Here is a 13482-nt window from a genome sequence, read left to right as displayed (position 1 = left end):
GACAGTTCAGCGCCCCATGCTGCCGAAACACGGACAAACGGATGCCGGGCAAGGCCGGCATCCGTCGGATCGGATTGCGCGTGACGCTTTTTACTGCGCGCCCATCTCGCGGCCCCAGCTGTCGGCGACGACGGCCTTGGCGGCCGACTGCTCGTCGAGGCTCGGGAAGATCGCCTTGGCGTAGTTCTCGGCCGGCGGCATCTTGTCGAGCAGATCCTGCGGGATCTTGTTGTTGGCGGCCAGATCGTTGAAGCGGATCGGGTGGCAATAGCCCTTCAGCCAGCCGAGCTGGCCCTCGTCCGAATAGAGATACTCCATCCACAGCTTGGCGGCGTTCGGATGCGGCGCATAGGCCGAGATCGCCTGAACGTAGACGCCGGCGATGACGGCGTCGGACGGGACGACGACTTCCATCGGCGGGTTGCCGCCGAGCTTGTCGCGCATGGCGAGGACGTTGTAGTCCCAGTCGAACAGGATCGGGGTGGTGCCCTGCGCCATGTTCTGGGCCGAACCGTTGACCGGAACGAAGTTGCCGTTCTCCTTCAGCTCCTTGAAGAAGGCCGTGCCGGCAGCGGCCGCCTCGGCGCCGCCCTCGGCCCCGGCGGCAACGCCGGCACCATAGACGGTCATCATGGTCGAGTTGCCGGTGCGCGGATCACCCGGAATGGCGACGGAATTGGCGTATTCGGACTTCTTCAGGTCGGCGAAGCTGGTCGGCACGTCCGTGACGATGTCCTTGTTCACGCCCATGGCGAGAACGCCGTAATAGTCGCCGTACCAGTAGCCCTCGGGGTCCTTGGCCGAATCCGGGATCGTCTCCCAGGTCGAGACCTTGTAGGGCATCAAGAGGTTCTCGGCCTTGGCGGCCGGGCCGAAGGACAGGCCGATGTCGAGGACGTCGGGGGCCTGCGGGCCGGTGTTGCCCTTGTTGGCCTTGACCGCCTCGATCTCGTCGCCCGAGCCGGCATTGGGGTTCAGCTCGTTGATCGTCAGGAAGGGATACTTCGCCTTGAAGGCGGCGATGACCTCGCCATAGCCGCACCAGTCGTGGGGCAGCGCAATGGTGGTCAGCTGGCCTTCGGCCTTGGCGGCCGCGACGAGCTCGTCCATCGACATCGGCGTGCCGGACGACTGGGCGAAGGCAAGGCTGGTCGACAGCGACAGGGTCGCGGCGAGAGCCGCGGTGATCGAACGACGGATTGTCATGGCAATAGCCCTCTTGGGCCGTGCAGGAGGCGCGGCCAATGATCTGTTGCGCCTTTGTGGCGGCGACGCAGCGTAGCACCGGCCGGTGACAGTTGCGTGTCGCTCCTGACGGGCGGTCACGCAGCGTCGGTTCCGCCGCCCGCCGCCGCCGCTCGCCGGCCATCGCAGGCGTGCGAAAACGCCCGGCGGCGCGGCGCGCCCAGGGTGTGGACCATGCCGCCCGGCCCTCGAGGGCGCGGGCGTTATCTGATCGCCGCCCCTCAAAACGAAAGGGACAGCGGAACGCCGGAGGCAAGCCCTCCGAACTTTGTATTGTTACGGCTCGCCTCCGGCGTTCCGCACGGTGTCTTCTCGGGCCCTTCTGGCTTGCCACATCCTGCCCGGCACAAGCAGCTTTCGCCGCAGGGCCGCACCGAATGCGCTCACCGGCTGCCGGCGCTTCACGGGAGCCCCCTTTTCAGGACCTCCCGTTGTAGCGGACCGATCCGCACCCGCGCCGTAGTACGCGAGGGGCCGGCGGAGCCTCAGACCCGTCCGAGCCGTGAACCCCTCCGGAAGGGGCCACGCCGCGGACACCGCCCGCCTTCCCGAACGATCCCGGCGATCATTCGTGTCCCTAGGGAAGACGGCGGGGAGATCGTAGGGGTGATGGATGGGGGTGGGGATATCTTTCTTCGAGGGCGCCGATGCGGCGGGGTGCAAAGCCCTGCGCTCGCGCCGTCGCCTCGCCGGTCACGCCTCAGGACGAACCCGCAGCGCGGAGGCTCTGGCGAATGCCGCCAGCGGCACTCGGCCCACATCGCGGGAAGGGACGCCGCCCTCCCCGCTTCTCCAGCATTCGGTAGCAAAAGCCACAAGAGCCTCAGCGACGATGACCTTGACCCTGATCGGTGTCGTCTGAATGGGTGCACGCTGAAACTTCGGCGGCCGCCTCTCGCGGACTGAAATTCGCGTCGAGGAGTTGGTCCAAGGTCAGCGGGCATTCCTCCGGCAACGGCGGAACCACGACGCCGTACTCCGCCAACGAGTCGGTCGCATTCCTTTTGGCCACGCTCCAGATTTTCGGTAAGTCCAGCCGCTGCCTTAGTCCGGGTGAATATGCGAGCACGGCATCGCCCTGAAGTCCGGACGCTTCTCCCACCCAATGAGCAACGGATGGAGCCTCGGGATCACACGCAATCTTGACGAGGTGAACGAGTGTTTGTCTGAGCAGGCTCGAGATTTCCTTGATCTCGGCACGCCCCATGTCCTCGATTTCCTCGGCGATGTTGTCGATGTCAAGAAGATTGGAACTGCGCGGCAACGCGCGCAACAGGGCGGCTTGATCCTGCGTCCAACGATAGAAGTCTGTGTCGTGCTGCTGCGACGGGGCCATGGCAATGTCCCTTGCTCCCTGCCTCTTCAGAACCGTTTTACAGGGACAGTCTGCGGCACGCAAAGGGCGTGCCGAGAATGGAGTGGCTTTTGCCGCGTCATGCCGGGCAGGAGCTGCCTTCATTTGAAACAAGCGCAACGGTGGTGGCATCTGCCACCTCAGGGCGCGTTTCTCCGGAACCGGACTGCTCCTGACACGGCGGGGCATGGATCCCCGGCCCTCACGGGCCGCGGATGACAAAGTGGAGAGGCAAGCGCCAACCTCTGCCACGTCGCGTGCGGCAAGCCTTGCACCCCCCGCCCCCCTCGCCTAAACACCGGCGCTCATCCGGAACCACAGCGAACAGGGCGGGCCATGCTGCAGACCCCCTATTATCTGATCGACGAGCAAAAGCTCCTCGCCAATATGCGCGTCATGGACGAAGTGCGCGAGAAGTCCGGGGCGAAGGTGCTCCTGGCGCTGAAGTGCTTTGCGTCCTGGGCGGTGTTTCCGCTGATGGCGCAGCATATGGATGGGACGACCTCGTCGTCGCTGAACGAGGTGAAGCTCGGGCGTAAAAAGTTCGGCGGGGAGACCCATGCCTATTCGGTCGCCTATGCCGATCATGAGATCGACGAGGTGATCGAACATGCCGACAAGATCATCTTCAATTCGATCTCGCAGCTGACGCGGTTCGAGACGCAGAGCGCCGGGATGACGCGCGGGCTGCGGCTCAATCCGGGGGTGTCGACGTCGAGCTTCGATCTCGCCGATCCGGCCCGGCCGTTCTCGCGGCTCGGCGAAGGCGACTCGGCAAAGGTGGAAGCGGTGCTGGAGAAGATTTCCGGCTTCATGGTCCATAACAATTGCGAGAACGGCGACTTCGCGCTGTTCGACGCGATGCTCGCCAAGGTCGAGGCGAAATTCGGCCATCTGTTCAGCCAGGTGGACTGGGTGAGCCTCGGGGGCGGCATCCATTTCACCGGCAAGGACTATCCGGTCGACGCGCTGTGCCGGCGGCTGAAGGACTTCGCCGAGACATACGGCGTCCAGGTGTATCTGGAGCCCGGCGAGGCGGCGATCACCAAGACGACGACGCTGGAGGTGAGCGTCCTCGACCGGCTCACCAACGGCAAGGAGCTGGCGATCGTCGATTCCTCGGTCGAGGCGCACATGCTCGACCTTTTGATCTACCGGGAAAGCGCCAAGCTTGAGCCGAACACTGGCCCGCACCGGGTGATGATCTGCGGCAAGTCGTGCCTCGCCGGGGATATCTTCGGGGAGTTTTCCTTCGAGAAACCCTTGGAAATCGGCGACCGCATCTCCATTCAGGATGCAGCCGGTTACACCATGGTCAAGAAAAACTGGTTCAACGGGGTGAAGATGCCGGCGATTGCGGTGAAGGGGCTCGACGGGTCGGTCCGCATCGCCCGCGACTTCACCTATGACGACTACGAGCAGAGCCTCTCGTAAGGCCGAACGAAGACCGTCCTGAAGGGGAACGACATCTGATGAAGACCAATGTCCTGATCATCGGCGCCGGCGGCGTGGCGCAGGTGGCGGCGCACAAATGCGCCCAGAACAACGACCGGCTGGGCGAGATCCACATCGCATCGCGCACCGGGTCGAAATGCGAGGCGATCGTCGCATCCGTCCACGAGAAGGGCGCGATGAAGGTCGACGGGGTGATCGCGGCGCATGAGCTCGACGCGCTGGACATTCCGGCGACCGTGGCGCTGATCCGCAAGGTGAAGGCCGGGATCGTCATCAATGTCGGCTCGGCCTTCGTCAACATGTCGGTGCTGTCGGCCTGCATCGAGACAGGCGCGGCCTATATCGACACGGCGATCCACGAGGATCCCCTGAAGATCTGCGAGACGCCGCCCTGGTACGGCAATTACGAGTGGCGGCGGCGCGACGAGGTCGCAAAGGCCGGCATCACCGCCATCCTCGGCGCCGGCTTCGACCCCGGCGTCGTCAACGCCTATGCGCGGCTTGCCGAGGACGAGTATCTCGACGAGATCACCTCGATCGACATCGTCGATGTGAACGCCGGGAGCCACGGCAAGTGGTTCGCCACGAACTTCGACCCAGAGATCAATTTCCGCGAGTTCACCGGCGTCGTCTATTCTTGGCAGAACGGCGCCTGGCAGACCAACCGGATGTTCGAGGTGCCGCGGGAATGGGACCTGCCGGTGGTCGGCAAGCGGCCGACCTACATGACCGGCCATGACGAGATCCATTCGCTCTCGGCGCGCTATAAGGACGCCGACGTGCGGTTCTGGATGGGCTTCGGCGAGCGCTATGTGCAGGTGTTCACGGTCCTGAAGAATCTCGGGCTCCTGTCCGAGCAGCCGGTGACGACGGCGGAGGGCCAGGAGGTCGTGCCGCTGAAGGTGGTCAAGGCGTGCCTGCCGAACCCGTCCGAGCTCGCGCCGGAATACGAGGGCAAGACCTGCATCGGCGATCTCGTCAAGGGGAAGAAGGACGGCAAGGACCGCGAGGTCTTCATCTACAACGTCGCGGACCACAAGGACGCCTTCAACGAGGTCGGCAGCCAGGGGATCTCCTACACCGCCGGCGTGCCGCCGGTTGCGGCGGCGCTTCTGATCGCCGACGGGACCTGGGACGTGAAGACGATGGTCAATGTCGAGGACCTGCCGCCCAAGCCCTTCCTCGATCTCCTCGGCAAGATGGGCCTGCCGACCGAGGTGAAGGTGAACGGCGAAACGGTGACGGTCGATCTGGCCGCGTGAGGCGGCGGAACGCCGGATTGACGCGTTTCCGGCGCGGATCTTGAGACCGGAAAAAGGGGCGGCGCCGCGGGGGTCCGCCCCTTTTCTTTGGCCGATGCTGTTTCGTGGAGCGGTTCTTCCGGCCTCAGAACGGCTTGGCGACCATCACCCAATAGGTGAAGACGAGGACGGCGAGCATCGCCAGCGACAGGCCGATCGCCATGCTCTTGTCGCCGCTCGCGACGGCCCGGCGGCTTCTGGCACCGAGGATCGGATAGGCGACGAGGACGATCAGGCCGACCCAGGTGAAGCCCTGGCCGGCCCAGGCGGGCATCATGGCGAGAAGGACGACGCCGAGGAGGCCGACGAGGCTGGTGAGCGCCACGGCGCCGACATAGACGCCCTTGCGCATGCCGGAGACGGCGCTGACGACGCCGGAGGGGGCGGACATGGCGACGCCGGTCCAGCCGATGGACAGGAGCAGCGCCAGGAGGGCGAGGCCGCCATGGGCCTTGACCAGGGTTTCGTACATGAAGAGTTCCCATTCGGATTCGCGGGGGCCGCGAAAAAGGCGGCCGGATCGCCCGCTTCCTAGAGGAATTCCAGACGATCCGTAAGGGCACACCGGCGGCGCCTAGGTCGCAGGCGGCCGGGCTTGGTTTGGGATCAGTCCAGTTCGGGCATCGCCTTCGGCTCGTGCAGCGGACAGCCGTTCAGCCGGGTGCGCAGCTTCGCCGAGAGCGGATAGGCGGCGCGGCGGGCGCGCATGATGTTGCCGAGCGGCCGGTGGGCGGCGATGCCGTGCCAGGGGTGGAAGCTGGTCGCGTCGTCGACGCGCCTCGAGCGCTCGGCGGTCCAGCCGGGCTGCGCCGGGATCGTCAGGGTGGCGACGGGCAGATAGGGATTGTCGTCCTCCGGCCAGGCCACCGAGGCGTCCTCGACCGGATCCGTCTCGGCATTCCGCCGCAGCTGGGCCCGCAGCGAGAACGCGCCGCCCTCGCCGCGGATCGTCCGGTCGACTTCCTCGCGCAGCGCGTCGGCGCGGCCGGCATAGTCGAGCTCGACGCCCGCGAGCGCCTGGAAACCCGGCGAGGCGGGGACGAGGTCGAGCTTGGCGACATAGTCGCCGAAGCGGATCGGCACCTGGGTGAAGTAGCGGTCGCCGAGCGGATGGCGCCGCGGATAGCCGCCGAGCTTCATCAGCGTGGTCGAGCCGGTGCCGAGCATCTCCAGAAACTTCTCCACCGGACCGAGGACGCCGGACAGCGCCTTCTTCGCCCATTCCACCCGGTCGGTGGTCGTCTCCAGGAGCTTCAACTGGCCGAGGAAGCTCTCGGCGTCCGCTATGCCGAAGGCGGGACCGTTGGCGAAGAGGAAGTCCTGCGTCACGTCGCCCTCGGCGTCGGGCAGGCGCTCGCCGTCGACGCCGAGGATCTTCAGGGCGAAGCCGCGTGGCAGCTGCACCTGGTCGGGCAGCGGATCGCCGGCGATGGAGGAGAGGCGGATCAGCGCCGGGTAGGTCCGGCCGGGCTCGGCGAAAATGCCTTGCGCGAGCTCCGGCCAGAGATCGTCCTCGACCCGTAATTCGCCGCTCAGCAGCGCGTGGCTCTTGGCGTGGACGCCGCGCTCGGCCTTGCCGAGATCCTCGTGCGTCGCGGTCACGATGCCGGCGAAGACCTCGTTCAGGGCCTGGTGGGTCTCCGCCTCGCCGGGATCGGCGGTCTCGACCGACGGGGCGAAGGGAATGGGCGGGGCGAGCAGGCTTCTTTCGATCATGTCACTCTCTTCGTCGTCGACGCACCGGCAAGGTCCCCGTCTCTCACCGCGCCGATCGCCACCGGGTCGGCCGTGGGGAAAGACGGCGCCAGACGAAACCCGAAGCGTGTGTTCGAGCCGGGGGCGTCATCCTGCAAATCCCTGTCGTCCGGAGAGAGTTCCACGACGCTGCGACGATCGCCCGCCGGACAGCATCGACAAGGTTCACACATCTTGTCCGGTTCTTCGTCGGCAGTTCCTGCTGGCGGCATCGACGCGGGAAGAATGTTGCGACGATCCAAGCTTCGTCATCCCGGCCCCTGAGCCGGGATCCATTCCAAATCATCGACGCCGCAGTGACAGACCAATCCGAAGCCGTTGAATCTTCTAAAGCGACTGGCTGGTTCCAGGGCAAAGGAATGGATCCCGGGTCAAGCCCGGGATGACGACGCTTTGTTGCTTTGACCGGTTCTGCGACGTCGATCGGAAATCCGCCGCGGCCGAGCCGGCGATCGCCGCCCGGCGAGCCGGCACGCGATCATGCCCCCGTCGGAACCGGGGGCGGCGGGGGCCGAGGGTCCCGGCCGCGGCGGCAGCCCCGCCGAGCCACCGCCGGCCCGATTTTTGCGCGGGGGAGAAGCCGTTTGGCGCGGTGGACTCTTTCCTTCCCGTGCATCAAACCTATTGACGTGAGGAAGGGCCGACGAGGCCATCAGCGGAGACCGGCATGGCCTTTATCGATCTCATCGATTTCATGAACGAGATTTTCTGGGATTACGTCCTCATCTACGGCCTGCTCGGGGTCGGCATCTTCTTCACGCTCCGCCTCGGCTTCATCCAGATCCGCCACTTCCCGGAGTATTTCCGGGTCATCAAGGGCAGCCGCGGCGGCGACAAGGCCGGTATCTCGCCGCTCCAGGCCCTGACGGTGTCGCTGGCGAGCCGTGTCGGCACCGGCAATCTCGCCGGCGTCGCCGTGGCGCTGACGGCGGGCGGGCCGGGCGCGATCTTCTGGATGTGGATGGTGGCGCTGGTCGGCATGGCCACGTCCTATGCGGAATCGACCCTTGCCCAGCTCTACAAGATCAAGAACGCCGAGGGGCAGTATCGCGGCGGCCCGGCCTTCTACATCTCCCGCGGCCTCGGCCTGCCCTGGCTCGGCGGGCTGTTCTCGATCAGCCTGATCCTCGCCTTCGGCCTGATCTTCAACGCCGTCCAGGCCAATTCCATCGCCGACGCTGTCGAGGCCGCCTTCGGCTTCGAGAAGATCTGGATCGGCGTCGGCCTCGCCGTCCTTGCGGCCATCGTCATCTTCGGCGGCATCCGCTCGATCGCCAGCGTCGCCGAGATCGTCGTGCCCTTCATGGCCATCGCCTATCTCGCCGTGGCGCTCTACGTCGTCGCCGTCCACATCACCGAGGTTCCGGCGATGCTGTGGCTGATCGTCAAGAGCGCCTTCGGCTATCAGGAAGCGGCCTGGGGGGTTGCCGGCGGCATCACAGCGGCGCTGCTGAACGGCGTCAAGCGCGGCCTGTTCTCCAACGAGGCCGGCATGGGCTCGTCACCGAACATCGCGGCGGTGGCGACGCCGGACCCGCATCACCCTTCGTCGCAAGGGCTCGTCCAAGGGCTCGGCGTCTTCATCGACACCATCGTCATCTGCACGGCGACGGCGCTGATGATCCTCCTGTCGGGGGTCTATACGCCGGGCCAGGAAGTGACGGGCACCGAGCTGACCCAGAACGCGCTGACCGCCCATATCGGCGACTGGGGCCAGATCTTCGTCGCCGTGGCGATCTTCTTCTTCGCCTTCACCTCGATCATCGGCAACTACTCCTATGCCGAGAACGCCATGACCTTCATCGGTGCCGGCAACCGCCTCGGCCTGTCGATCCTCAAGGTCGGCGTGCTCGCCATGGTGATCTGGGGCTCGCTGGTGAAGGTCATGACGGTGTTCAACACCGCCGACGCCTCGATGGGCCTGATGGCGACGATCAACCTGATCGCCATCGTCGCTTTGTCCGGAACGGTGGTGAAGCTGACGAAGGACTATTTCCGCCAGAAGGCGACGGGCCTCGAGCCGCGCTTCGACAATGACGACTACCCGGAGCTGCAGGGCAAGATCGACAGCACGATCTGGACGCCGCGGGGGGATGTGGAGAAAGTGTGAGAGAGACGGCGATCTTGTAGGGCGCTTGTCCCACCGCGTCGTCGCCCTGGGGCTTACCCCTACAAGATTCACCCCTTCAAAGGGGCTTCGTTGCAAGCCAATGGCAAGCGGCGTCTTCGTTTACGAATGGTGGCGCAACCTCGCGGCCTCGTCATTCTCAGGCCCCGTCCCGAGAATCCAGGGGCAGCCGCCGCAACATTGCCGCTTCCGCTTCCGCAGCTGAAGCCGATCGCGCCCGACGATCCCTGGATCCTCGGGACGGGGCCCTACAAGATTCGCACATCTCCTTTTGGACACGACCGATCGGCCGGCTGTTCTCCCGTTCGACGTCGCAGAACCGGTCAAAGCAACAAGGCTTCGTCCCGGCTCGGAGGCCGGGACAACGGCGTTCCGATGGCTGCGCCGATTCGGCGCCGTCGGTGCAGCGCGCGCCTTTCATCCACCCCGCCTTTTCATGGCGCCCCTCCCCCTTTATGACCGATCGTTCAAAAGACGGGTCGCAAAGGGAGAGCGCCATGGCAGAGGCAGAGCGGATCGACGGCAAGGCCGTCGCGGCGCGGATCATCGAGACGGTGAAGTCCGGGACGGCGGCGCTGAAGGAGACGGCGGGGACCGTTCCCGGCCTCGCCGTCGTCATCATCGGCGAGGATCCGGCAAGCCAGGTCTATGTCGGCTCCAAGGCGAAGACCGCCAAGGACTGCGGCTTTACCTCGATCAAGCACGAGCTGCGGGCCGAGACCAGCGAGGAGACGCTTCTGAAGGTCGTGCGCGACCTCAATGCGGATCCGCAGGTCCACGGAATTCTCGTCCAGCTGCCGCTGCCGGGGCACATCGACGAGGCCAAGGTCATCCAGACCATCGACCCTGACAAGGATGTCGACGGATTCCACCTGATCAATGTCGGGCGGCTGTCGACCGGCGACACCGCCGCCGCCTTCGTGCCCTGCACGCCGGCGGGCTCGATGCTGCTGATCCGCGAGGTGCTCGGCGACGATCTCTCGGGCAAGAATGCCGTCATCGTCGGCCGCTCGAACATCGTCGGCAAGCCGATGGCGCAGCTGCTGCTCGCCGCCAACGCCACCGTCACCATCGCCCATTCCCGCACGAAGGATCTGGCCGCCGTCTGCCGCGGCGCCGACATCCTCGTCGCGGCCGTCGGCCGGCCGGAAATGCTGACCGGCGACTACGTCAAGGACGGCGCGGTGGTGATCGATGTCGGCATCAACCGCATCGACGCGCCGGAAAAGGGCCTGAAGGAGGACGGCACGCCGAAGACCCGGCTGGTCGGCGACGTGAACTACGAGGAAGCCGCGGCGAAGGCGGCGGCGATCACGCCGGTGCCGGGCGGCGTCGGGCCGATGACCATCGCCATGCTGATGGCCAACACCCTGCGCTCGGCCTGCCGGGCCGCGGGGATTACGCCGCCGAAGTTCTGAGGCGGGTCCGGCCCGGCGTCCCGGCTGAGGGGCGTCCGGGCGGATCATGCGGGATGGGACGGGCCGAGCGTCGAGCCGGCTCGGCAGGGCCGACGGCCTCAGCCGTGCCGACGCGGCTGCGGCAGCCAGCAATAGACGTCGCCGGAATTGGCGGCGTCCGGTAGCTCGCGCAGGCAGGCGGCGATCGCCTCCAAAGTCTGGGGCTCGCCGAACATCATCTTCTGGCTCTCGCCGAGCGACACGTCGAAGCGCGTGTAGCCGAGCCGCGTCGCCTCCTCCAGTGCCCGGAAGGCGGGGGCGCGGTGGATGGTGACGAACTCGAAGGACAAAGCATCCGGGGCGTTCTGTGGCGACAGCCCCGCCAGCACCTCGTCCTCGAAACCCTCGACGTCGATCTTCACGAAGGCCGGCCGGCCGAATTCGGCGACCAGCTCATCGAGCGTCGTCAGGTCGACCACCACCGTCTCGTCCCAGATCTGACCCTCCCAGCCCGCCGCGCCGGCGCTCGCCGCATCGACGAAGCCGGACGAGGCGCTGGCGACGGTGGGATTCTGGGTGTTGACGCGCAGCGTCACCTCGCCCGGCGCCCGGCCGACGGCCTTGGCGACGACGCGCACGGCGTCTCCCCGACCCGCGAACTGCCATCTCAGCAGGCGGGCGAGATGCGGCTGGGGCTCGACGGCGATGACCCGGCCCGCACCGGCGCCGCGGAACGCCGCGGTGCGGTCCCCGACATGGGCGCCGATGTCGAAGACGGTCTCGCCGGGCCCGACGAAGGGCATGTAGAAGCGGCGCAGGCTGCGCCGGTGGCCGGCATTGAAGCGATAGACGACGAGGCTCTTCCAGATGCCCCGCCAGCGGGCGATCCGGCGCGCCAGGTTCACGGGCGCTCGCCTTCCAGCGCGACGCCATGACCGGCGGCATCGTCCGGGGCAGCCGTGCGGGCCAGCGGCCGGCGCCAGCGCCGCGCCTCGGCGCCGACGACGCTGCGCAGCACCGGCGGCAGCACGGTCTCCTCCGGGATCGCGAACAGGCCGAAGCGCGCCGTCAGCCGGCCGAAGGCCGGGGCGGCCGTCGCCACCGTGAACGGCACGGCGAGGACGAGGCCGGCGAGGAAAGGCAGCGCCAGGACGACGGCCGAGAGCGTGGCGCCGAAGTACAGCGCCGCCGCGAGGCCGAGGCCGAGAACGGTCTGCGGGACGAGGGCTGCGACGGCCGTCGACCAGGGCACGCCGAGGCGGTCGCGGTTCTGGCCGTTCCAGAGCACCGTCTTGCCGAAGATGAGGCCGACGAGGAACACCGAGACATAGACGGCGACCAGCGGCGCCATCAGCATCGAGGCGACGAGCTCGACCAGCGCCGAGGCGAGGAAGCGCGGGGCGCCGCCATAGGCCCGCATGGCGCCGCGGGTCAGAACCACGTCGAGGATGCCGGCGATCTTCGGGGCGACCGACATGACGAAGAGCGTCGCGAACAGGCCCATGCCGAGTTGCAGCATCGAGGCATCGTAGCCGGCGCCGGTGAGCGCCTTGGCGGTCGCCGCCACCGTCATCAGGATCCAGGCGAGCGGGGCGACATACATCAGGATCGCCTGGAGGATCTGGAAGCGGCTGACCGGCTTCAGGCCCGTTTCGAACAGGAACCGGAAGTACTGCATGTTGCCCTGGCACCAGCGCAGGTCGCGCTTCTGGAATTCGAGCAGCGTCGGCGGGTTGGTCTCGTAGCTGCGGGTCTCGACCGGGATCACCCGAACCTCAAAGCCGGCCCGGCGCATGTACACCGCCTCGAGCTGGTCGTGGGAGAGGACGTGACCGCCGAGCGGCGCTCCGCCGGGCAGCACCGGCAATTCGCAATGCTCGACGAAGGCTTGCGTGCGGATCAGGGCGTTGTGGCCCCAATAGGGGCCGCAATCGGCGCTCCACCAGGCCGAGCCCATGGTGAAGGAGCGCATGCCGTGGCGCATGCCGAACTGGAACAGCCGGGCGAAGCCGCTCCGGGTCGGCATGCCGACGACGAGGCTCTGCAGGATGCCGATCCGCGGATTGGCCTCCATCGCCTCGACCATGCGCACGATCACCGCGCCGCCCATGACGCTGTCGGAATCGAGCGGCAGGAAGAAGTCGGACCGGCCCTCGCGCGAGACCAGATGGTCGCGCAGATTGCCGGCCTTGAAGCCGCGATTGTCGTCGCGGCGGCGATAGAGCGGGCGCTCTTCTTCCGGCCGGTGCTCGTAGAGGCGGGCGAAGCGGTCGAACTCCCGGCGCTCCTCGGCCGCGACCAGCGGGTCGGAGGTGTCGGACAGGAGGGCGAAGCGGAAGCTTGCCGCCCGGCCGGTGGCCTCCAGGCTGCGGCGCATGGCTTCGAGCCGGGTGAAGATCGGGCCCGGATCCTCGTTGCGCAGGAACAGGAGGAGATCGGTGCGGCTGGACAGCGAGGGGCCGCCCGGCCTTGCGCCGGACATCATGTCGGGCGCGGCGAAATAGGGATAGACGCTTCTCTCCGGCCGGCCGAGATGGATCAGGCAGAGGCCGATCACCGCGTTCCAGAAGCCCAGAACGGTCCAGGGCGTCGCGAGCAGGAAGCCGGCGAAGATCACGGCGTCGAGGCGATCGAAGCCGTCGGCGGCGAGCACCGTCCAGACCGCGGCGGCGAGCCCGGCGATGGTGCCGAGATTGAGGGCGAGGACGACGAGACGGCGCAGCGGCACCGGAAGCCCGGCCTGCGGTGCCCCTTCCGGCAGTCGGCCCATGCCGCCGGCTTCTGCCGGGCGGTCGACGTCAGGCGCCCGATACGGGGTGACCGGGGCGGATGGCGGGCCGAACATGA

10 protein-coding genes are annotated in these 13482 nt (G+C 67.0%); 4 read left to right on the top strand and 6 right to left on the bottom strand.

Annotated elements, in window-relative coordinates:
- Positions 1-90: 90 nt before the first annotated feature.
- Both ATO4_RS09545 and ATO4_RS09540 read right to left on the bottom strand, forming a co-directional pair.
- Positions 91-1206, bottom strand: a complete 1116-nt coding sequence (locus ATO4_RS09545) for an ABC transporter substrate-binding protein (protein WP_083591293.1) — start codon at positions 1204-1206, stop codon at positions 91-93.
- A gap of 862 nt (positions 1207-2068) precedes the next feature.
- A complete protein-coding gene (locus ATO4_RS09540; RefSeq protein ID WP_176222925.1) occupies positions 2069-2581 on the bottom strand; it encodes a DUF29 domain-containing protein in 513 nt (170 codons plus the stop codon).
- 354 nt (positions 2582-2935) lie between these two features.
- On the opposite strand from ATO4_RS09540, the gene nspC reads away from it, so the two are divergent.
- Both nspC and ATO4_RS09530 read left to right on the top strand, forming a co-directional pair.
- Positions 2936-4033, top strand: a complete 1098-nt coding sequence (gene nspC / locus ATO4_RS09535) for a carboxynorspermidine decarboxylase (protein ID WP_083591291.1) — start codon at positions 2936-2938, stop codon at positions 4031-4033.
- A gap of 38 nt (positions 4034-4071) precedes the next feature.
- Complete coding sequence (locus tag ATO4_RS09530) at positions 4072-5316, top strand: saccharopine dehydrogenase family protein (RefSeq protein WP_083591290.1); 1245 nt, start codon at positions 4072-4074, stop codon at positions 5314-5316.
- 124 nt (positions 5317-5440) lie between these two features.
- On the opposite strand, the gene ATO4_RS09525 is transcribed toward ATO4_RS09530, so the two are convergent.
- Both ATO4_RS09525 and ATO4_RS09520 read right to left on the bottom strand, forming a co-directional pair.
- Positions 5441-5827, bottom strand: coding sequence for a hypothetical protein (locus tag ATO4_RS09525; protein WP_083591289.1), 387 nt, complete (start codon positions 5825-5827; stop codon positions 5441-5443).
- A gap of 134 nt (positions 5828-5961) precedes the next feature.
- Positions 5962-7071, bottom strand: a complete 1110-nt coding sequence (locus ATO4_RS09520) for a catalase family protein (RefSeq protein ID WP_083591288.1) — start codon at positions 7069-7071, stop codon at positions 5962-5964.
- 706 nt (positions 7072-7777) lie between these two features.
- Between ATO4_RS09520 and ATO4_RS09515 the strand changes: the two genes are divergently transcribed.
- Both ATO4_RS09515 and folD read left to right on the top strand, forming a co-directional pair.
- Positions 7778-9220: a sodium:alanine symporter family protein gene (locus ATO4_RS09515; protein ID WP_083591287.1), complete on the top strand. Its 1443-nt coding sequence runs from the start codon at positions 7778-7780 to the stop codon at positions 9218-9220.
- Between the two features lie 515 nt (positions 9221-9735).
- A complete protein-coding gene (gene folD / locus ATO4_RS09510; RefSeq protein ID WP_083591286.1) occupies positions 9736-10656 on the top strand; it encodes a bifunctional methylenetetrahydrofolate dehydrogenase/methenyltetrahydrofolate cyclohydrolase FolD in 921 nt (306 codons plus the stop codon).
- 98 nt (positions 10657-10754) lie between these two features.
- Here the strand turns inward: folD and ATO4_RS09505 are convergent, their stop codons facing one another.
- Positions 10755-11540, bottom strand: coding sequence for an FkbM family methyltransferase (locus tag ATO4_RS09505; RefSeq protein WP_245308661.1), 786 nt, complete (start codon positions 11538-11540; stop codon positions 10755-10757).
- The gene (mdoH, locus tag ATO4_RS09500) at positions 11537-13480 is read right to left on the bottom strand and encodes a glucans biosynthesis glucosyltransferase MdoH (protein WP_139802357.1); all 1944 of its coding nucleotides are present in this window, start codon (positions 13478-13480) and stop codon (positions 11537-11539) included. The genes ATO4_RS09505 and mdoH overlap by 4 nt, the downstream gene beginning before the upstream one ends.
- Positions 13481-13482: the final 2 nt, after the last annotated feature.

The sequence above is a fragment of the Aurantimonas sp. 22II-16-19i genome, assembly GCF_002088275.1.
GTDB lineage: Bacteria > Pseudomonadota > Alphaproteobacteria > Rhizobiales > Rhizobiaceae > Jiella.
The sequence above is the reverse complement of the archived record's forward strand: the minus strand, read 5'-3'. Positions and strand labels throughout refer to the sequence as shown.